This is a genomic window from Pseudomonas benzopyrenica, from assembly GCF_036884265.1.
GTDB classification, from domain to species: domain Bacteria; phylum Pseudomonadota; class Gammaproteobacteria; order Pseudomonadales; family Pseudomonadaceae; genus Chryseomonas; species Chryseomonas benzopyrenica.
The window spans coordinates 4,557,911-4,576,032 of the sequence record NZ_CP145723.1 but is presented as its reverse complement, the minus strand read 5'-3'; the positions used below and the strand labels follow the sequence as shown (position 1 = coordinate 4,576,032).

The following is an 18,122-nucleotide window of genomic DNA, read 5'->3' as shown; positions in this document are numbered from 1 at the left end:
GTCTCGAACGCCGCTTGCGACGTCGCAGTGCTAAGGTTCGCATCAAGCGCGAAAACACGAGGCTCGCTCTCCCGTCATGACTGTGTTTGGAGTGTCTTTGCGCCAGCTCTGGGCGCACGAAAAGGCCAGCTATGGCGTTCGCGTCTTTGTCGCCCTGAGCGGCGCCATGGCCGTCTGCTGGTCGCTGGGGGATCTGCGTGCGCTGTCGCCGGTGTTTCTCGGCATCATCGCCAGCGCCCTGGCGGAAACCGACGACAGTTGGCTGGGGCGACTCAAGTCGCTGGCGGTGACGCTGCTGTGCTTCACGGTGGCGGCCTTCGCGGTCGAGCTGCTGTTTCCCTATCCCTGGATCTTCGTGGTCGGCCTGGGTCTGGCCACCTTCAGCCTGACGATGCTGGGCGCCATCGGCGAGCGCTATGCATCCATCGCCCAGGCCACGGTGATCCTGTCGATCTACGCCATGATCGGGGTGGATCAGCGCCTCGGCGCCCAGGTGCCGTTGTGGTACGAGCCAGCGCACCTGCTGGCCGGTGCGCTGTGGTACGGCCTGCTTTCGGTGCTCTGGTGCGCGCTGTTCGCCCATCAGCCGGTGCGGCAGAATCTGTCCGCCCTCTATGGCGAACTGGAGATTCTGCTCAGGCTCAAGGCCGAGATGCTCGAACCGGTACGCGGGGTGGATCTGCATCGGCGCCGCGTGCTGCTGGCGCAGCAGAACGGCAAGGTGGTGCAGGCGCTGAACCAGGCCAAGGCGACCATCCTCAATCGCTTCGGCCGCTCGGGACGGCCTGGCGCGCGCTCGGGGCGCTACTTCCGTCTCTATTTCATGGCGCAGGACATCCACGAGCGCGCCAGTTCCTCGCACTATCCCTACAGCGCCTTGACCGAGGCCTTCTTCCATAGCGACATCCTGTTTCGCTGTCAGCGCCTGCTCAAGCTGCAGGCCAATGCCTGCCACAACATGGGCGAGGCGATCCGTCTGGGGCAGCCCTTCGAATACGGCCAGCAGAGTCAGCAGGGGCTGACCGATCTGCAGGCCTCGCTGGAGTATCTCAAGCAGCAGCAGAATCCGCGCTGGCGCGGTCTGCTGCGCTCCCTGGACCTGCTCGGGCACAATCTCTCGACTCTGGAGCGGCAATTCTCCGAGGCGGGCAACAGCGACTCGGGGGCGGCGGATCTGGACACCAGCCTGCTGGATCCGGCGGCGCGCTCCCTGCGCGAGGTGTTCCAGCGCATCCGCCTGCAGCTGACCCCGACCTCGCTGCTGTTCCGCCATGGCCTGCGCCTGGCGCTGGCGCTGATGGCCGGCTATGGCGTGCTGCACCTGATCCACCCGGTGAACGGCTACTGGATCCTGCTGACCACGGTGTTCGTCTGTCGGCCGCAGTACGGGGCGACCCGGGTGCGGCTGGTGCAGCGGATCGTCGGTACGGTGATCGGCCTGTTGCTGGGCAGCGCCTTGCTGGAGCTGTTCGGTCAGCCGGAGATCCAGCTGTTGATGGCGCTGGTCGCCGGCCTGGTGTTCTTTATCACCCGGACGGATCGCTACACCATCGCCACCGCCGCCATCACCCTGATGGTGCTGTTCTGCTTCAACCAGGTGGGCAATGGCTTCATGCTGATCTGGCCGCGGTTGCTGGATACCCTGTTGGGTTGCCTGATCGCGGTGCTGGCGGTGTTCTTTGTCCTGCCGGACTGGCAGGGACGGCGACTGCATCAGGTGATGGCCAATACCCTGCGCACCAATGCGCTCTATCTGCGCCGGTTGCACGAGCAGTACCGGACCGGCAAGCGGGACGATCTCGACTACCGCGTGGCGCGGCGCAACGCCCACAATGCCGATGCGACGCTGTCGGCCGCACTGGCCAACATGCTGCGCGATCCCGGGCATTTCCGCCGTAACCTGGAAGCGGGCTTTCGCTATCTGGCGCTGTCCAACACCCTGCTGGGCTATCTGTCGGCCCTGGGCGCCCATCGCCGCCAGTTGGAGGCGGCCGAGCACGATGCCCTGGTGGAGCGCGCCGTGACCCGGATCGCCGAGGGCATGGAAGCCATTGCCGCCGCGGTGGCGGAGCGGCGTAGTCTGCCGCCGACCGCCGAAGAGGAAAGCAGCCTGGCCGACGAACTGGAAGCCGCGGCCGAGGACAACGACGATGGCTACCGACTGGTGTGTACCCAGTTGGCGCTGATCTGCCGATTGCTGCCCAATCTCAAAAGCGCCGCTAACCATACCCTGCGCGAACAAAGCCGCGAGCAACCGGCAGCGGGTACCGCCGATGCTTGAGCAAGGTTGGCGCGACGCGCTATGTTGACCGATGTCCGTCGAATCTTTCGACGCCTGTTTATGCTGGTTTGAAGGCTGTTCCAACACATGCGTATGCGTCTTCTAGTAGTGGGCGGGGAGAGCGCCCTGGGCAAGGCGCTACTCGCCGCCGGTGCCGAAGCGGGCATCGAATTCGTCGCCCCCGAGACTCCCGCAGAGGGCTGGTACGCCGCCGGGCTGACCCAGGTGCTCGACCAGGTACGGCCGGGGGCGGTGATCAATCTCGCCTATTACCGCGACTGGTTGCAGGCGGCGGACTTCGATCTGGCGCTGATGCAGCGCCAGGCGCTGGCCGTACAACGCCTGGCCGGCCTCTGCCAGCACTATCAGATTCCGCTGATCCAACCGTCCAGTTATCAGCTTTTCGATGGCTCGCGCGTGGCCGGCTATAGTGAAAAGGATCTTCCGCGGCCGCCGGGTGCACGTGGCGAGGCGCTCTGGCGGGTCGAGCAGCTGGTGCGGGCGCTGTGCCCGATGCACATCCTGCTGCGCCTGGGCTGGGTCCTCGACGACTCCTGCGACGGTCGCCTGGGGCGTCTGTTGCGGCAGCTGGGTACCGAGCAGGTGGTGCCGATGGCGGGCGACCGGCGCGGCAACCCGACCACCGTGGGCGATGCCGCCCGGGTGCTGCTGGCGGTGGTCAAGCAGCTCGACTGTGGTGCGCCGCTCTGGGGGACCTATCACTACGGCGCCCAGGAGGCGGTGTCGGAGCTGGGCCTGGCCGAGACCGTCGCCCAGCTCTGGCAGGAATTCGACCGGCCGGTGCGCTGCGAATGGCAGGAGGTGACGCACCTGGAGCGGGCGGATGCCACGGAAGAGCCACAACAGGGGGTGTTGATCAGTCGCAAGCTGCTCAACACCTTTGGAATCAAGGCGCGGCGCTGGCAGCAGGAGCTGCCTGCGCTGTTGCAGGGCTTTCGGCAGGACGAGGTAGGTTTCGATGAGTGATGCGCCCATTCTGATCACTGGCGGTGCCGGTTTCATCGGCTCCCACCTGGCCGACGCGCTGCTGGCGCGGGGCCGGCGGGTGCGGGTACTGGACGATCTGAGCACCGGCAAGCGCGAGAATCTGCCGCTGGACAACGACCTTATCGAGCTGCGGGTGGGCGACGTGGCCGATGCCGCGACGCTGGAAGCCGCGGTGACCGGTTGCGCAGCGGTGGTGCACCTGGCCGCGGTGGCCTCGGTGCAAGCCTCGGTGGAAGACCCGGTGGGCACCCACAGGGCCAATTTCATCGGCACCCTGAATCTGTGCGAGGCCATGCGCAAGGCCGCGATCAAGCGGGTGGTTTATGCCTCCAGCGCGGCGGTCTATGGCGCCAACGGTCAGGGCCAAGCCATCGATGAGGAGCTTCCCAAGGCACCGCTGACGCCCTATGCGGCGGACAAGCTGGCCGGCGAGTACTACTTCGACTTCTATCGCCGCGAGCACGGTCTGGAGCCGGCGATCTTCCGCTTCTTCAACATCTACGGACCGCGTCAGGATCCCTCTTCGCCCTATTCGGGGGTGATCAGCATCTTTACCGAGCGCGCTCGCCGGCAGACGCCGATCACGGTGTTCGGCGACGGCGAGCAGACCCGCGATTTCGTCTATGTGGCCGATCTGGTGGGCATCCTGGTGCAGGCGCTGGAAGCCCCCGCGGTAGCGGCGGGGGCGGTGAACGTGGGGCGCGGCGAGACCATCAGCCTGAACGGACTGCTGGCGGAGATCGGCCAGGTGCTGGGTGGCCTACCGCCGGTGACCCATGGTGCGGCGCGGGCGGGGGACATCCGCCATTCGAAGGCGGACAACCGTCGTCTGCGCGAGCGCTTCGATTTCAGCCAGCCCACAGGCATGGGCACGGGGCTGGCGGCACTGCTACGGGACTAGCGGGCGAGGCCAGGGGCAAGCCCCGGTCTCTTGGGCTGCGACGATGGAGCTGTCTCAGCGCCAACCTACGGCGCGAGTGGCTGGCGGTGAGCTAGAAGCGATAGCCCAGGCCGACCATATAGACCCAGGGATCCACGTCCAGATCGACCTTGGCCCGAGCGCCGAGGGCGGTGTTATCGACGTGGGCGGTGGTGGCGATGTCGATGTAGCGGACCTGGGCGTTGAGCATCACCCGGTCGGTGAGCATGAGATCGGCACCAACCTGGGCGGACCAGCCCCAGGAATTGTCGGCGCGGAAGTTATCGAAGCCGGCCGCGCTGGCACCACTGCCGACGTGCTCGTCATAGATCCAGGTGTAGTTGAGGCCGGCGCCGACATAGGGCTGGAACGTCGCCTTGGCGTCCAGGGGGTAGTAGACCAGGCTCAGGGTCGGCGGCAGGTGCTTGAGACTGCCCAGCTTGCCGTTGGCGGCGTCCAGCCCGGTGCCCTTGATGTTGACCTGGTGCTCGAAGGGCGTGGCCGCCAGCAGTTCGACGCCCAGGTGGTCGGTGAGCATGTAGGCGAAGTTGAGGCCCAGCTGGGTGTCGCTGTCCATGCTCGCCTTGCCGCCGAGATTGGCGCCGCTCAGGGCGCCGCGGTCGATCTTGACGTCGGAGCTGCGTTCGTGGGGATCCACGGTGATGGCGCCGGCGCGCAGGATGATGTCGCCGGCCTGGTGGGCCTGGGCGAGAGGGGCGGCCAGGGCGAGGGCGAGCAGGCTGAGGCGGAAGAGGGGACGCATGGCGAGGGCTCCGAAGGCATGGAAAAGGGCTGGGAGCAGCCTAGCGAAGCTGAAACGGCGGACTCTTGATCTCGCTCAAGGGTGGGTCACATTCCCTCAGAGCCTGTTCAAAATCTCGCGAGCTAGAGCCAAACAAGGCGAAAATGGCTGAGGAAGCAGAGTTTACGAGTGGTAAATGAGCATTCCGAAGCCATTTTCAACGCCGTTTGGCCGACGCGCAGCAGATTTTGAACAGGCTCTCAGGAGCCATCGCCTTTGAGGATGTAGGGCTGGATGCGCTGGGCCTGCAGCCAGTAGCCGGCGACGGCCACCTCGCTGCGCTGGCTGCCCACGCCCAGACGGCCTTCCACCCAGTAGGGCAGGTGCAGCTTGGACAGCCAGAGGTCGTGGCTGCCCTTGACGTAGACGATCTGGTTGCCCGGAGGCGGCGGCACATGGATGCAGGCGCCGTAGTAGGGAACCAGCAGGAATTCAGTGACCTCGCCCTCGTCGGTGACCATGATCGGCACCACATAGCCCGGCAAGCGCACCTCCTGGCCATCCAGGGCGGCAACCGTCGGCGCATCCGGCCAGGGCTGGCTGGCGGCGGGGCCGTCTTCGCCGAGGCCGTGGTCGATGCTGCCGGGATTGAAGCGCGGCGCATCGGCCGGTACCAGTTCGCGCCAGGCGAGTTGGCGGGGTTCGGCCTGGACCCAGGACAGCCAGCAGAGCAACAGCAAAAGCGCCAGGCGCATGGGGTGGAAGCCTCGTCTACAAGCGCACGGACAACCCGTCCGTGAGGGCCTGGCGACAGCCGCGCCAGGCTGGGATGCAACCGAGCACCAGGGCGGCGAGCAGGATGCCGCCGAGCAGTTGCCCATCGTAGAGCGAGGGCCAGTCCAGCGGCAATGCCAGACCGTATTCCGCCAGCAGCCAGGGGCGGCCCAGGGCGATGGCGCCATAGAGCAGCGCCAGCCCGCCCAGGCAGCCGGCCAGGGTGAGCGCCAGGGCCTCGGCCAGCAGCAGGCCGAACAGGTGGCGCGGCTGGGCTCCCACCGAGCGCAGGATGGCCATTTCCCGGCGCCGTTCGTTGAGGCTGGCGAGCAGCGCGGTGAGCATGCCCACCAGGCCGGTGAGCACCACGCACAGCGACATCACCAGCAGCGCCTGTTCCGCCGTGCCGAGCAGGCCCCAGAGTTCCTGCAGGGCCACCCCGGGCAGGATGGCCAGCAGCGGCTCGCCACGGTAGTCGTTGACCGCACGCTGCACGGCAAAGGTGGCCACCCGGCTCTTGAGGCCGACCAGGGCGGCGGTGAGGTCCTGGGGCGTGAGATCGCGCTGGCGCACTTCGGCGTCGCTCAGCGAGGGACCTGGCATGCCGCCGCGCCAGTCCAGGTGCAGGGCGGTCATGCCGCTCAGCGGAATGTGCAGGGTGCGATCGACCGGGGTACCGGTAGGCGCGAGGATGCCGACCACGGTGAAGGGATGGTCGCTGTGCTCGGTCAGGCTGATGGTGGCGACGCCATGGGCCAGCACCAGCTTATCGCCCAGCTGATAGTGCAGCGCCTTGGCCACCTCGGCGCCCAGCACCACCTCGAAGACGTCCTTGAAGGGGCGGCCCTGGGCCAGGCGCAGCGGCTGGTTGCGCCCATAGTGATAGTGGGTGAAGTAGTTGCCATCGGTGCCCAGCACCCGGTAACCGCGGTGGGAGTCGCCAAGGGACAGCGGGATGGTCCAGGCGACGCGGGGATCGGCGGCGAGCTTCTCGTAGCTCTCCCAGCGGATGTTGTTGGTGGCGTTACCGATGCGAAACACCGAGTAGAGCAGCAGGTTGACCGCACCGGAGCGGGCGCCCACCACCAGGTCGGTGCCGGCGATGGTGCTGGCGAAGCTGGCCTTGGCCTCGGTGCGCAGCCGCTCGACGCCCAGCAGCAGGGCCACCGAGACGGCGATGGTGAAGACGGTGAGCAGGGCGGTGGCGCGGCGATTGCGCAAGCTGGCCCAGGCCAGTTGGAGCAGGGGCATCCTAGGTCTCCGGGCGGGCGGCGTTGAGCTGGGCCAGGGTGAGGTGGCGGTCGAAATGGCCTGCCAGGCTGCGATCGTGGCTGACGAACAGCAGGCCGGCGCCGGCGGCGGCGCATTCGGCGAACAGCAGCTGCAGAAAGGCGTCGCGGTGATCGGTATCCAGCGCCGAGGTGGGCTCGTCGGCGATCACCAGTTCCGGCTGGCCGATCAAGGCGCGGGCGGCGGCGACCCGCTGCTGCTGGCCGATGGACAATTCGCGGGCCGGGCGTCGGGGCAGGTCGGGATCGCTCAGTCCCAGGGCGCGGAGCAGGGTCAGGGCCGCGCCCTGAGGATCGCCATGCCGCGCACGGGCACGCGCGCGGCGCAGTGCCGAGAACTGGCAGGGCAGCAGGATGTTGTCCAGCACCGAGAGAAAGGGCAGCAGGTTGAATTGCTGGAAGAGAAAGCCGGTGTGGTCGACGCGAAAGCGGTCGCGCCGGGCGGTGGCGAGCGCTCCCAGGTCCTGACCGAGCAGGCGCACCTGGCCGCGACTCGGCCGCTGCACGCCGCCCAGCAGGCCGAGCAGGGTGGTCTTGCCGCTGCCCGAGGGCCCTTCGAGAAACAGCGCCTCGCCGGGTGCCAGCTGGAAGTGCCGGATGTCCAGGCATTCCGCCTGGCCAGGCCAGGCGAAGCCAAGGTCCCGGATCTCGACCAGAGGCGCGGTACTCATGGCCGTCCTACCACTTCAGTCGCGGTTGCTGAGCCGTCAGCTCGGCGCCCTGCTGGCCGCTGGCGACGATGGCCTGCACTTCGACACTGTGACTGTTGGGAAAGCGGGCGAACCAGCCGGAGAGGTCCAGGCTGTCGAGCGCACCCGGCTTGTTGCAGCTGAAGCTCATGCTGGCCTCCACGTCGAGATGGCCGCTGGCGCTGGCGTCCTTGGCGAACAGCGGACTGATGGCGCTGGCTTCGGTGAGCCGGCAATCGGCCGCCGCGGGTAGCTTCACCAGCGCCTGGGGATTTTCCAGGCTCTGTCGCAGCGCGGCGACGGCAGCCTGTTCCTGCTGATTACGCGCTGCATGTTCGAAGCCCAGCAGATCGGCCGCCGGACTGCGCCACTGCAATTCCAGGCCGGTATCGGTCTGCGCCAGGTCGAGGTGGGATTCACCGTGCACATGGGCACCCAGGGCGCCATGCGCGTGTTCGTCATGGTCGTCGTGGGTGCCATGGGCAAAGGCCGGTTGGGCGAGCGCGGCAGCAAGGCAAAGGGTCAGCAGAGGCAGGCGCATGGTGGGCTTCCAGTGGACGGAGAGGCGCTATGTTATGTTGTTGCTTTTCCGCGCTGCAACCTTGGTTTGGCGTCGGCCGGTGGCTGTGGGAGCATGGGCCTCTGCACGACGAGGAGAACACCATGGTACGCATTCGCGGAACCATCGGCAGCCAGCCCGTGGATCTCACGGTGGAACTGGACGAGGCCGACTGGCAGCGCCTGGCCGCAGCCCTGCAGCCTACGGCGGCGTCCCTGCCTGCTGCGGCGGTGGTCGCCGCCCCCAGCGGGCCCAAGTCGGGCGGCGACATGCTCTGGGACCAGGTGGTGAAACTGCTCAGCCAGGCTGGGCGGCTCAGCGGACCGGACATCCTCGTGGCCCTGGAAAAGCTGACCGGCAATCTGGGCGTGGCCAAGCAGCTGCTGGTCCGGCTGAGGCACAGCCCCCAGGTGCGCATGGAGCGGGTGGGCGAGGCGCAGTTCTATATCTGGCAGGGATGAGGCTGGGGCAGGTTGGTGGAAAACGTTGGGCGGTTTTCCACGCTACAGGCCGTCCACAGCATCACGATGGCGCTGGCTGTGGATAAGGCTGCATTAGGCGTGATGCAGCCTGGGCCGACAGGCGCCTAGTACAGCGCCTGGTACAGGCGGCGGCGATAGGTGGCGACCAGCGGGTGGTCGTTGCCCAGCAGATCGAAGACCTGCACCAGGGTCTTGCGCGGCAGGTCGTCGCCATAGCCGCGGTTGCGGCGGAACAGGTCCAGCAGGCCATCCAGAGCCGGTTCATATTGCTGGCGGGCCAGTTGCTGTACGGCCAGCTGGTAGGCGGCTTCGTCGTCGCCAGCATCGCGCGCCAGGCGGCTCTTGAGGTCGGCGACCTCGGGCAGGCTGGCGGCCTGGCGCAGGAAGGTCAGCTGGGCACGGGCGCCGGCCAGGGCCTGCTTGTGTTCGTCACCCTTGACCGCGTCCAGCACCGCCTGGGCATCGTCCAGTTCACCGCGCTCGGCCAGGCAGCGGGCATAGAGGATCAGCGCCAGGGCGTCGCTGTTGTCTTCTTCCAGCAGGGCCTTGAGCAGGGCTTCGGCCTCGGCGAAACGCCCCTCGGCGAACAGCGCCTGGGCGGCGTCCAGCGGATCTTCCTCGGCTGGTGGCAGGGCCTGGACATGGGGTTCGAGCAGGGTGCGAATGGCCGACTCCGGCTGGGCGCCGGCGAAGCCATCCACCGGTTGGCCATCCTTGAACAGCACCACGGTGGGCAGGCTGCGGATGCCGAATCTCATCACCAGTTCCTGCTCGATGTCGCAGTTGACCTTGGCCAGGTGCAGGGCGCCGCCATAGGACTCGGTGATCTTGGCCAGCAGCGGCATCAGTACCTTACAGGGCGCGCACCACTCGGCCCAGAAGTCCACCAGGACCGGGGTGCTGAAGGAGGCGTCGATGACCTGTTGCTGGAAGGTGTCGAGGGTAGCGTCGAAAATGTAGGGGACCTGGCTCATGGCGGACTCGGCAGACGAAAGATGCACTATAGGTGGGGGCGCCGGGCTTGGAAACAAGGAGGCTCGGCTCAGCCCTGGTAGAGCGCCACGCGGCGGAATTCCTCCGGCTCGGCCAGATCCGGCAGGGTGCAGGCCTGGAGTTCGGTGATGCGGGTGAAGCCGGGGTGGGCCAGGTCGCGCACCCGCGAGTCGGCCAGCAGGATCCGTTCTGCACGCGTCTGCAGGAGCGCTAGTAGCGGCAGGTTGGCACGGTCGTAGAGCACATCGGCGGCCAGGATGAGATCGAAGCGCTCGGTGCTGGCGTGCAGATCGTCCAGCGTCTCGATCTGCACGGCGTTGGCCTGGGCATTGGCACGGCAGGCTTTCAATGCCAGCGGGTCGAGATCGCAGCAGACCACTCGTGCCGCGCCGGCCCGGGCGGCGGCGAGTCCGGCGATGCCCGAGCCGCTGCCGAAATCCAGCACTTGGCGCCCGGCGACGTGCTCGGGATGGGCGACGATCCAGCGCGCCAGGGCCAGACCGCTGGCCCAGCAGAAGGCCCAGTAGGGCGGTGCCTCCAGCAGGCGCTGGGTTTCCGCCGGGGAAAAGGCGCGCGTCATGTTGGCCGGATCGATCAGCCATAGCGATAGGTCGCTATTTGGCAATGCCTGCAAGGTGAGGCGGGCGTCGCCCAGCAGGGCCGTCAGGGCGACGGCGAGATCTCCAGGGGGCGTCACGGGGTCTGGTTCAGCACCAGTTCACCGAGATTCTGCGTGGTCGGCCCGCCCACACCGACCGGTGGCAGGTAGCTGGCCAGTTGCCCGGCCTGGATCAGGCGGGCGTGGAATTCCACCTTGAGATCCGGGCGGGTGGGAAAGATCTCGGGATTGAAGGGCAGGCGGAAGGCCAGGGGCGCGCCCTTGCCGGTCACCGTCTCGCTGGCCAGCAGGCGCTGGGGCAGGCCCTTGGCGTTGACCGCCAGCAGGGCGATCTCGACCTGGGCGCCGGCCGGGACCAGGCCCTGGGCATTGCGCAGCACCCCGGAGATCTCGCGCAGATTGGCCGGGGTGGGAGCGCCCGCCACCGGAACCGGCTCGTCGGCCGGGGTGGTGGGCTGCGGCGGCGTGGTTTCGGGTGGGCTGGAGCACGCCACGAGCAGACCGGTGAACAGCAGGGGCAGGAGGACGCGTGGGGTCATGGCAGGATCCGGAGGTCGCCACCGGCGAGGGCGGCACGGGAGGCTGGAAAGGGGTCGTCGAACACAGGGCGCTCTTATAGCCCGGCGGCTCCTGGCTGTCGATTCGTCCGGTACCCGGAGGTTCCCGGCAGGGGGCGATCGGGTACCATGAAGGCTTTCCCTTCCGGCGGTCGACTCCTCCATGCATTGTCCCTTCTGCGGCGCCCACGACACCAAGGTCACGGATTCCCGGCTGGTTGCGGCCGGTGAGCAGGTGCGCCGACGGCGTGAGTGCCTGGCCTGCCAGGAACGCTTCACCACCTTCGAAACCGCCGAACTGGTGCTGCCGCGGCTGATCAAGCAGGACGGCACCCGCCAACCCTTCGACGAGGACAAGTTGCGCGCCGGCATGCAGCGCGCCCTGGAGAAGCGACCGGTCAGCGTCGAGCGCCTGGAAGAGGCCATCGCCCTGATCAAGCACCGGCTGCGCGCCACCGGCGAACGGGAGATCCGTTCCCGGGTGGTGGGCGAACTGGTGATGGACGAGTTGCGCAAGCTGGACCAGGTGGCCTATATCCGCTTCGCCTCGGTCTATCGGCAATTCCAGGACCTGGCCGAATTCCGCGACGAAATCGAGCGGCTGGCCCAGGATCCGGGCAAGCAGCCGGTATGAGCGCCGCCAACGGGATGAACGACGAATTCTGGATGGCCCGCGCCCTGGCGCTGGCGGCGCTCGGCCGCTACAGCACGGCGCCCAATCCGCGGGTGGGCTGCGTGATCGTCCGTGACGGCCAGGTGGTGGGCGAGGGCTGGCACCGCCAGGCCGGCGGCCCCCATGCCGAGGTGCATGCGCTGCGCCAGGCAGGGGAGGCCGCCCGCGGCGCCACTGCCTATGTGACGCTGGAGCCCTGCAGCCACCATGGCCGCACCCCGCCCTGCGCCGACGCCCTGGTCGCGGCCGGCGTGGCCGAGGTGGTGGCGGCCATGACCGATCCCAATCCGCTGGTGGCCGGACACGGCCTGGAGCGGCTCGCCGCCGCTGGCATCGCCACCCGGGCTGGGGTGATGGAGGCCGAAGCGCGAGCGCTCAACGCCGGCTTCATCCAGCGCATGCTGACCGGGCGGCCCTTCGTGCGGGTCAAGTTGGCCCTGAGTCTGGATGGCCGCACCGCCATGGCCAATGGCGAAAGTCAGTGGATCACCGGGCCGGCGGCGCGCCAGAGCGTCCAGCGGCTGCGCGCCGAGGCCGGAGTGGTGATCACCGGCGCCGATACCGTGCTGGCCGATGGTGCGCGCCTGACCGTGCGTCCGAGCGAACTGGGCCTGAGCGGAGACGAACTGGAACTGGCCACCCTGCGCACGCCGCAGCGGCTGCTGGTGGACGGCCGTGGCCGGGTGCCGCTGGAGGCACCCTTCTTCCAGGCCGGCGCGGCACGGGTCGCCGGTATGGCGGACGAGGCGCCCGCCTATGCGGCGGCCGGTCATGACTATCTGGCGCTACCCGGCACCCAGGGCCAGGTCGACCTGACGGCCCTGCTGACCCGCCTGGGCGGCGAGCAGGTCAATGACGTCCTGGTGGAGGCCGGACCGCGCCTGGCCGGTGCCTTCGCCCAGGCCGGGCTGGTCGACGAATATCACCTGTTCCTGGCACCCAAGTTCCTGGGTTCCAGCGCCCGACCGCTGTTGGACTGGCCGCTGCAGCACCTGGCCCAGGCGCCGCAGCTGGAGATCATCAGCGCCACGCCGGTGGGCGCGGACCTGCACCTGATCGCCCGACCCCGGCGCGACACCTGACGCCCCTGGCCCCCTGGCGGCGAACTGTGTTACAAAACCTGCGCCGCCTGCGGGTGGCGAGTTCTCAGGGCGGGGTGCAATTCCCCACCGGCGGTAACGCCCGATCAATCGGGACGAGCCCGCGAGCGCTTCCCGGTCCTCTGTGGCGGGGGAGGTCAGCAGACCCGGTTGGATCCCGGGGCCGACGGTCATAGTCCGGATGAGAGAGAACGGGATAGCCTCGCCTGGCAGGGGTGCGAGCCCCTCGTCCGTCTGATTTCCCTTCTGTCCGTACGCCCTGTTTTTTCACCGAAACAGGAGTTCGTCGATGTCTAGCTGCACTGTCTTTCTGGCTCTACCTCTCGGAGGCCTGAGCTGATGTTTACCGGAATCATCGAAGCCCTCGGCGAGATCCGCGCCCTCACGCCCAAGGGCGGGGACGTGCGCCTCCATGTCGCCACCGGCAAGCTCGACCTGGCCGACGTCAAGCTCGGCGACAGCATCGCCGTCAACGGAGTCTGCCTCACCGCCGTGGAATTGCCTGGCGATGGCTTCTGGGCCGACGTCAGTCGCGAAACCCTGAGCCTCACCAGCCTGGGCGGCCTCAAGCCCGGCAGCCGGGTCAACCTGGAAAAGGCGCTGATGCCCACCAGTCGCCTCGGCGGCCACCTGGTCAGCGGCCACGTGGACGGCCTCGGCGAAGTGGTCTCCCGCGCCGATAACGCCCGCGCCGTGCAGTTTCGCCTGCGTGCCCCGGCCGAACTGGCCCGCTACATCGCCCTCAAGGGCTCGATCACCGTGGACGGCGTCAGCCTCACGGTGAACGCGGTGGACGGCGCCGAATTCGAGCTGACAATCGTCCCCCACACCCTCGGCGAGACCATCATGGCCGACTACCGCCCCGGGCGCCGGGTGAACCTGGAGGTGGACCTGCTGGCCCGCTACCTGGAGCGCCTGCTACTAGGCGACAAGGCCGCCGAGTCCAGCAAGGGCGGCGTCACCGAACACTTTCTCGCCGAACACGGCTATCTGCAGCGCTAAGGACGACACCGTGGCACTTTCCAGCATTGAAGACATCATCCAGGACATCCGCGCGGGCAAGATGGTCATCCTCATGGACGACGAGGACCGCGAGAACGAAGGCGACATCATCATCGCCTCCGAATGCGTCACCGCCGAACACATCAACTTCATGGCCCGCCATGCCCGGGGCCTGATCTGCATGCCCATGAGCAAGGGTCTCTGCGAACGCCTCAACCTGCCGATGATGGCCAGCCGCAACGCCTCCGGCTTCGGCACCAAGTTCACCGTCTCCATCGAGGCTGCCGAGGGCATCAGCACCGGCATCTCCGCGGCCGACCGCGCCCGCACCGTGCAGGCCGCCATCGCCAAGGACGCCAAGCCCGGCGACGTGGTCAGTCCCGGCCACATGTTTCCGCTAATGGCCCAGCCCGGCGGTGTGCTGGCCCGTGCCGGCCACACCGAGGCGGCCTGCGACCTGGCGCGCATGGCCGGTTTCGCCGAGAGCGGCGTGATCTGCGAGGTGATGAACGACGACGGCACCATGGCCCGGCGCGACGAGCTCGAAGCCTTCGCCGAGCAGCATGGCCTCAAGGTCGGCACCATCGCCGATCTGATCCACTACCGTCTGCTCCACGAGCACACCGTCAAGCGCATCGACGAGCAGCAGCTGGAGACCGAGCTCGGGCCGTTCAAGCTGGTGACCTACCGCGACGAGGTGGAGGGCGACGTCCACCTGGCGCTGATCCGTGGCGACCTGGCCGGCCAGGAGCTGCCGCTGGTGCGGGTGCACAACATGGATCCGCTGCGCGACCTGCTGCAGGTGCACCAGCCGGGTCGCTGGAGCCTGCGCAGCGCCATGGAGCGCGTGGCCCGCGAGGGCACCGGCGTGGTGCTGCTGCTCGGTCACTCGATCGAGGGCGACGACCTGCTGGCGCATCTGCGCGAGCCGCTGCCGGTACCCAAGGCGCTGTCCACCTACAGCACCGTCGGCGCCGGTTCGCAAATCCTCCGCGACCTGGGCATTCGTCAGATGCGCCTGCTCAGCTCGCCGATGAAGTTCAATGCCATATCCGGCTTCGACCTGGAAGTAGTAGACTATCTGCCTCCTGAAGAATGACCCTTCCGCCTGGCGCGCCCCGCCCGGGTGGCATGGCGCGCTTCACCTGGATTTCCACGGACGGCCTGGCTCTGCCGGCCGTCCGGCTCTTTGACAACTGGACCCGCACATGAACATCAAGACCTTTGAAGGCACCTTCATCGCTCCCCAGGGCCGCTTCGCCCTGGTGGTCGGCCGCTTCAACAGCTTCGTCGTCGAAAGCCTGCTGCAGGGCGCCATCGACGCCCTGGTGCGTCACGGCATCAAGCCGGACGACCTGACCATCATCCGCGTCCCCGGCGCCTTCGAGATCCCGCTGGCGGTGCAGAAGATCGCCCAGCGCGACGAATTCGACGCCATCATCGCCCTCGGCGCGGTGATCCGTGGCGGCACCCCCCACTTCGAGTACGTGGCCGGCGAGTGCACCAAGGGTCTGGCCCAGGTCTCCATGGAATTCGGCGTACCGGTGTCCTTTGGCGTCCTCACCGTCGACTCCATCGAGCAGGCCATCGAGCGCTCCGGCACCAAGGCCGGCAACAAGGGTGCCGAAGCGGCCCTGTCCGCTCTGGAAATGGTCAGCCTGCTGGCGCAGCTGGAGGCCAAGTGAGCGGCGATCTGACTCCGCCCGCGGCCGGCAAGCCCGCAGGCAAGAAGGCCCCCACCGGCAAACTGGCTGCTCGCCGCGAAGCGCGCAGCCTGTCGGTCCAGGCCCTGTACCAGTGGCACATGGCAGGCCAGGCGATCAACGAGATCGAGGCGCAGTTTCGCGTCGACAACGATTTCGCCAAGGTCGATGGCGCCTATTTCCATGAAGTCCTGCATGGCGTCCCGGCCAACAAGGGTGAGATCGACGGTTTGATCCTGCCCTGTCTGGACCGCCCCATGAACGAGGTGGACCCGGTGGAACTGGCCGTGCTGCGGCTGTCCTGCTACGAGCTGCTCAAGCGCATCGACGTGCCCTATCGCGTGGTGATCAACGAAGGCATCGAGCTGGCCAAGATCTTCGGCGCCACCGACGGCCACAAGTTCGTCAACGGCGTGCTCGACAAGCTGGCGCCCAAGCTGCGCAGCGCCGAGTTGCGCGGCAAGCGCTGATCGCCCACGCTGGCATGGGTGAATTCGAACTCATCCGTCGCTATTTCGCCGCGGCGCCCTGCGCCCGCGGCGGACCCGGCGTGGCTCTGGGGATCGGTGACGACTGCGCGCTGCTGGCACCCGCCCCGGGTGAGCAATTGGCGGTCTCCACCGACACCCTGACCGCCGGGGTGCACTTCCCCGATCCCTGTCCGGATGCCTTCGGCCTCGGCCAGCGCGCCCTGGCGGTGAGCGCCAGCGACCTGGCCGCCATGGGCGCCGCGCCCCTGGGTTTTACCCTGGCGTTGACCCTGCCGTCCGTCGAGCCCGCCTGGCTGGAAGGCCTGGCGGCAGGCCTCGCGCAGATGGCCGAGCAATGCGAGCTGCGCCTGGTCGGAGGCGATACCACCCGCGGGCCGCTGTCCCTCACCCTCACGGTCTTCGGCCGAGTTCCGGCGGGCCAAGCCCTGCTGCGCAGCGGTGCCCGCCCGGGCGATCTGCTGTGCCTGGGCGGCGCCCCCGGTGAAGCCGGCGGGGCCTTGCCCTTCGTCCTCGGCCAGCGCGCGCCGGAGGGCGACGCCTGTCGGCACCTGCTGGCGCGCTACTGGGCACCCCAACCGCAATTCGACCTCGGCCTCTGGCTGCGGGGCAGGGCGACGGCGGCCCAGGACGTCTCCGACGGCCTGGTGGCCGATTGCGGCCACATCGCCGCCGCCTCCGGGGTACGCCTGGTGGTGGAGACGGCGCGGCTGCCGGTGAGTTCGGCCCTGGCCGAACTCTTCCCTGCCGATGAGGTGCTGCGCCTGGCGCTGGGCGCCGGCGACGACTATCTACTGGTCTTCACCCTGCCACCGGAGCAGGCCCCGGCGCTGGCCGTCGCCTGGCCCCAGGCGCAGGTGATCGGGCGGGTCGAGGCGGGCAGCGGCGTTGCTGTCCTCGCCGCCGACGGTCAGCCCATGACCTTGGCGCAGACCGGTTTCCAACACTTCTAGCGTCTTCGAGCAGAGTCCCTTTCGTGAGCGAACACCAAGCCCCCGCCCAGCCGGTCCCCCTGTCGGTCTGGCGCGATCCCTGGCACTTCCTGGCCTTTGGCCTGGGTTCCGGCACCCTGCCCAAGGCGCCCGGCACCTGGGGGTCGCTGATCGCCTTGCCCTTCGTGCCGCTCTGGCAGCTGCTCAGTGGTTGGAGCTATCCGCTGCTGCTGGTGCTGCTGACCGTGTTCGGTTGCTGGCTGTGCGGCAAGGTTGCCCGGGAACTGGGGGTGCACGACCATGAGGGCATCGTCTGGGACGAGATGGTCGGCATCTGGATCACCTTCTGGCTGGCGCCCCCGGGGTTGATCTGGCTGCTGGTGGGTTTCGTCGCCTTCCGCGTACTAGACATCTGCAAGCCCTGGCCAATCCGCTGGCTGGATGTCAATGTCCGCGGCGGTGTCGGCATCATGGTCGACGATGTACTGGCCGGCGTTCTCGCCTGGCTGGTGGTCCAGGGATTACACATCGGTTGGGGTCATCTCGTCGGCTGACGAGACGCAGGCCCAAGGAGCAGGGCAGTGAAAAGACTGGGCGCGTACGGCCTGTTGTTGGCCGTCGGTTCGCTCGCCTGGGCGCAACCCCAGGTCAGGGTCGTGGGGTTGTTCAATGGCGCGGCTGTGGTCAACGTCAATGGCCAGCGCAAATTGCTGAAAGTCGGCCAGCGCCTGGACGACGTCGAGCTGGTCAGTGCGGATGCCCAGCAGGCGCTGCTGCGCATCGACGGCCGGACCCAGGCCTTCGCCCTCGATCGCGAATACAGCGACGGCTACAGCGCTCCGCAACGCCGCGAATTCAGCGTGCCGCGCAGCAACAACGGCCACTATCAGGTCACCGCCAACGTCAACGGCCGCCCGGTGTCGCTGATGGTGGACACCGGCGCCACCAGCGTCGCCCTGAGTGGCGCCCAGGCCGATCAGCTGGGCATCAGCTATCGCGACGGCACCCCGGGCTGGGTGGAAACCGCCAGCGGTCATGCCCGCGCCTGGCGCACCACGCTCAAGCAGGTGCGCCTGGGTGATGTCGAGGTGGTCGGGGTGGAGGCCATGGTGCTGGAGGGCAACTACCCAAGCCAGGGGCTGCTGGGCATGAGTTTCCTCAATCGCGTGGGCTGGCGCGAGGCCCAGGGCATCTTCTACGTCCAGGCGCGCTGAGAGCCTGTTCAAAATCTGCTGCGCGTTGGCCAAACCGCGTTGAAAATGGCTTCGGAATGCTCATTTACCACTCGTAAACTCCGCTTCCTCAGCCCTTT

21 protein-coding genes and 1 riboswitch are annotated in these 18,122 nt (G+C 67.9%); of the genes, 13 read left to right on the top strand and 8 right to left on the bottom strand.

The window, feature by feature from the left end; genetic code table 11:
* Positions 1-76 precede the first annotated feature (76 nt).
* The 3 genes from yccS to V6W80_RS21620 all read left to right on the top strand — a co-directional run bounded on the left by yccS (position 77) and on the right by V6W80_RS21620 (position 4,190).
* A complete protein-coding gene (gene yccS / locus V6W80_RS21630; protein WP_026083756.1) occupies positions 77-2,281 on the top strand; it encodes a YccS family putative transporter in 2,205 nt (734 codons plus the stop codon).
* A gap of 87 nt (positions 2,282-2,368) precedes the next feature.
* Positions 2,369-3,268 (top strand): sugar nucleotide-binding protein, encoded by a 900-nt coding sequence (locus tag V6W80_RS21625; protein WP_202401709.1) that lies wholly within the window; start codon positions 2,369-2,371, stop codon positions 3,266-3,268.
* Complete coding sequence (locus V6W80_RS21620) at positions 3,261-4,190, top strand: NAD-dependent epimerase/dehydratase family protein (RefSeq protein ID WP_017640294.1); 930 nt, start codon at positions 3,261-3,263, stop codon at positions 4,188-4,190. Before V6W80_RS21625 ends, V6W80_RS21620 begins: the two co-directional genes overlap by 8 nt.
* A 91-nt stretch (positions 4,191-4,281) precedes the next feature.
* Here the strand turns inward: V6W80_RS21620 and V6W80_RS21615 are convergent, their stop codons facing one another.
* The 5 genes from V6W80_RS21615 to V6W80_RS21595 form a co-directional block, all read right to left on the bottom strand.
* Complete coding sequence (locus V6W80_RS21615; protein WP_017640295.1) at positions 4,282-4,971, bottom strand: OmpW/AlkL family protein; 690 nt, start codon at positions 4,969-4,971, stop codon at positions 4,282-4,284.
* Positions 4,972-5,210: 239 nt separating this feature from the next.
* Positions 5,211-5,705, bottom strand: a complete 495-nt coding sequence (locus V6W80_RS21610; RefSeq protein WP_338545362.1) for a DUF3299 domain-containing protein — start codon at positions 5,703-5,705, stop codon at positions 5,211-5,213.
* A gap of 16 nt (positions 5,706-5,721) precedes the next feature.
* On the bottom strand, positions 5,722-6,975 hold the full coding sequence (locus tag V6W80_RS21605; protein WP_338545361.1) for an ABC transporter permease: 1,254 nt from the start codon (positions 6,973-6,975) through the stop codon (positions 5,722-5,724).
* Position 6,976: 1 nt separating this feature from the next.
* Entirely contained in the window at positions 6,977-7,684 is a 708-nt protein-coding gene (locus V6W80_RS21600; RefSeq protein ID WP_338545360.1) for an ABC transporter ATP-binding protein, read from the bottom strand.
* Positions 7,685-7,691: 7 nt separating this feature from the next.
* The gene (locus V6W80_RS21595) at positions 7,692-8,243 is read right to left on the bottom strand and encodes a ZrgA family zinc uptake protein (RefSeq protein WP_338545359.1); all 552 of its coding nucleotides are present in this window, start codon (positions 8,241-8,243) and stop codon (positions 7,692-7,694) included.
* Between the two features lie 122 nt (positions 8,244-8,365).
* Between V6W80_RS21595 and V6W80_RS21590 the strand changes: the two genes are divergently transcribed.
* Complete coding sequence (locus V6W80_RS21590) at positions 8,366-8,722, top strand: hypothetical protein (protein WP_017642608.1); 357 nt, start codon at positions 8,366-8,368, stop codon at positions 8,720-8,722.
* Between the two features lie 125 nt (positions 8,723-8,847).
* Here V6W80_RS21590 and trxA read toward each other — a convergent pair whose 3' ends face one another.
* From trxA to V6W80_RS21575, 3 genes are all read right to left on the bottom strand, one after another.
* A complete protein-coding gene (gene trxA / locus V6W80_RS21585; protein ID WP_064308495.1) occupies positions 8,848-9,717 on the bottom strand; it encodes a thioredoxin in 870 nt (289 codons plus the stop codon).
* Positions 9,718-9,785: 68 nt separating this feature from the next.
* Positions 9,786-10,433, bottom strand: a complete 648-nt coding sequence (locus V6W80_RS21580) for a class I SAM-dependent methyltransferase (RefSeq protein WP_338545358.1) — start codon at positions 10,431-10,433, stop codon at positions 9,786-9,788.
* Complete coding sequence (locus V6W80_RS21575; protein ID WP_017639507.1) at positions 10,430-10,894, bottom strand: YbaY family lipoprotein; 465 nt, start codon at positions 10,892-10,894, stop codon at positions 10,430-10,432. Before V6W80_RS21575 ends, V6W80_RS21580 begins: the two co-directional genes overlap by 4 nt.
* A 181-nt stretch (positions 10,895-11,075) precedes the next feature.
* Between V6W80_RS21575 and nrdR the strand changes: the two genes are divergently transcribed.
* From nrdR to V6W80_RS21530, 9 genes are all read left to right on the top strand, one after another.
* Positions 11,076-11,546 carry a transcriptional regulator NrdR gene (nrdR, locus tag V6W80_RS21570; RefSeq protein WP_007161213.1) on the top strand — a complete coding sequence of 157 codons (471 nt, stop codon included), beginning with the start codon at positions 11,076-11,078 and terminating at the stop codon, positions 11,544-11,546.
* Positions 11,543-12,667: a bifunctional diaminohydroxyphosphoribosylaminopyrimidine deaminase/5-amino-6-(5-phosphoribosylamino)uracil reductase RibD gene (gene ribD, locus V6W80_RS21565; RefSeq protein WP_338545357.1), complete on the top strand. Its 1,125-nt coding sequence runs from the start codon at positions 11,543-11,545 to the stop codon at positions 12,665-12,667. The genes nrdR and ribD overlap by 4 nt, the downstream gene beginning before the upstream one ends.
* Positions 12,668-12,723: 56 nt before the next feature.
* Positions 12,724-12,882, top strand: a riboswitch (FMN riboswitch).
* Positions 12,883-13,024: 142 nt separating this feature from the next.
* Entirely contained in the window at positions 13,025-13,687 is a 663-nt protein-coding gene (locus tag V6W80_RS21560; protein WP_338545356.1) for a riboflavin synthase, read from the top strand.
* 61 nt (positions 13,688-13,748) lie between these two features.
* Positions 13,749-14,786, top strand: a complete 1,038-nt coding sequence (ribBA, locus tag V6W80_RS21555; RefSeq protein WP_430707825.1) for a bifunctional 3,4-dihydroxy-2-butanone-4-phosphate synthase/GTP cyclohydrolase II — start codon at positions 13,749-13,751, stop codon at positions 14,784-14,786.
* A 109-nt stretch (positions 14,787-14,895) separates the two neighbouring features.
* The gene (ribH, locus tag V6W80_RS21550) at positions 14,896-15,372 is read left to right on the top strand and encodes a 6,7-dimethyl-8-ribityllumazine synthase (protein WP_007161209.1); all 477 of its coding nucleotides are present in this window, start codon (positions 14,896-14,898) and stop codon (positions 15,370-15,372) included.
* Between the two features lie 8 nt (positions 15,373-15,380).
* A complete protein-coding gene (nusB, locus tag V6W80_RS21545) occupies positions 15,381-15,860 on the top strand; it encodes a transcription antitermination factor NusB (RefSeq protein WP_026083666.1) in 480 nt (159 codons plus the stop codon).
* A 14-nt stretch (positions 15,861-15,874) separates the two neighbouring features.
* Positions 15,875-16,831 (top strand): thiamine-phosphate kinase, encoded by a 957-nt coding sequence (thiL, locus tag V6W80_RS21540; protein ID WP_173147267.1) that lies wholly within the window; start codon positions 15,875-15,877, stop codon positions 16,829-16,831.
* Between the two features lie 23 nt (positions 16,832-16,854).
* Entirely contained in the window at positions 16,855-17,364 is a 510-nt protein-coding gene (locus V6W80_RS21535) for a phosphatidylglycerophosphatase A family protein (RefSeq protein WP_017639513.1), read from the top strand.
* A 27-nt stretch (positions 17,365-17,391) separates the two neighbouring features.
* The gene (locus V6W80_RS21530) at positions 17,392-18,024 is read left to right on the top strand and encodes a retropepsin-like aspartic protease family protein (protein WP_017639514.1); all 633 of its coding nucleotides are present in this window, start codon (positions 17,392-17,394) and stop codon (positions 18,022-18,024) included.
* The last annotated feature ends 98 nt before the right edge of the window (positions 18,025-18,122 follow it).

Coding starts and splice junctions, on each gene's coding strand:
- yccS (WP_026083756.1), top strand. CDS start 77: ATGACTGTGTTTGGAGTGTCTTTGCGCCAGCTCTGGGCGCACGAAAAG.
- V6W80_RS21625 (WP_202401709.1), top strand. CDS start 2,369: ATGCGTATGCGTCTTCTAGTAGTGGGCGGGGAGAGCGCCCTGGGCAAG.
- V6W80_RS21620 (WP_017640294.1), top strand. CDS start 3,261: ATGAGTGATGCGCCCATTCTGATCACTGGCGGTGCCGGTTTCATCGGC.
- V6W80_RS21615 (WP_017640295.1), bottom strand. CDS start 4,971: ATGCGTCCCCTCTTCCGCCTCAGCCTGCTCGCCCTCGCCCTGGCCGCC.
- V6W80_RS21610 (WP_338545362.1), bottom strand. CDS start 5,705: ATGCGCCTGGCGCTTTTGCTGTTGCTCTGCTGGCTGTCCTGGGTCCAG.
- V6W80_RS21605 (WP_338545361.1), bottom strand. CDS start 6,975: ATGCCCCTGCTCCAACTGGCCTGGGCCAGCTTGCGCAATCGCCGCGCC.
- V6W80_RS21600 (WP_338545360.1), bottom strand. CDS start 7,684: ATGAGTACCGCGCCTCTGGTCGAGATCCGGGACCTTGGCTTCGCCTGG.
- V6W80_RS21595 (WP_338545359.1), bottom strand. CDS start 8,243: ATGCGCCTGCCTCTGCTGACCCTTTGCCTTGCTGCCGCGCTCGCCCAA.
- V6W80_RS21590 (WP_017642608.1), top strand. CDS start 8,366: ATGGTACGCATTCGCGGAACCATCGGCAGCCAGCCCGTGGATCTCACG.
- trxA (WP_064308495.1), bottom strand. CDS start 9,717: ATGAGCCAGGTCCCCTACATTTTCGACGCTACCCTCGACACCTTCCAG.
- V6W80_RS21575 (WP_017639507.1), bottom strand. CDS start 10,894: ATGACCCCACGCGTCCTCCTGCCCCTGCTGTTCACCGGTCTGCTCGTG.
- nrdR (WP_007161213.1), top strand. CDS start 11,076: ATGCATTGTCCCTTCTGCGGCGCCCACGACACCAAGGTCACGGATTCC.
- ribD (WP_338545357.1), top strand. CDS start 11,543: ATGAGCGCCGCCAACGGGATGAACGACGAATTCTGGATGGCCCGCGCC.
- V6W80_RS21560 (WP_338545356.1), top strand. CDS start 13,025: ATGTTTACCGGAATCATCGAAGCCCTCGGCGAGATCCGCGCCCTCACG.
- ribBA (WP_430707825.1), top strand. CDS start 13,749: ATGGTCATCCTCATGGACGACGAGGACCGCGAGAACGAAGGCGACATC.
- ribH (WP_007161209.1), top strand. CDS start 14,896: ATGAACATCAAGACCTTTGAAGGCACCTTCATCGCTCCCCAGGGCCGC.
- thiL (WP_173147267.1), top strand. CDS start 15,875: ATGGGTGAATTCGAACTCATCCGTCGCTATTTCGCCGCGGCGCCCTGC.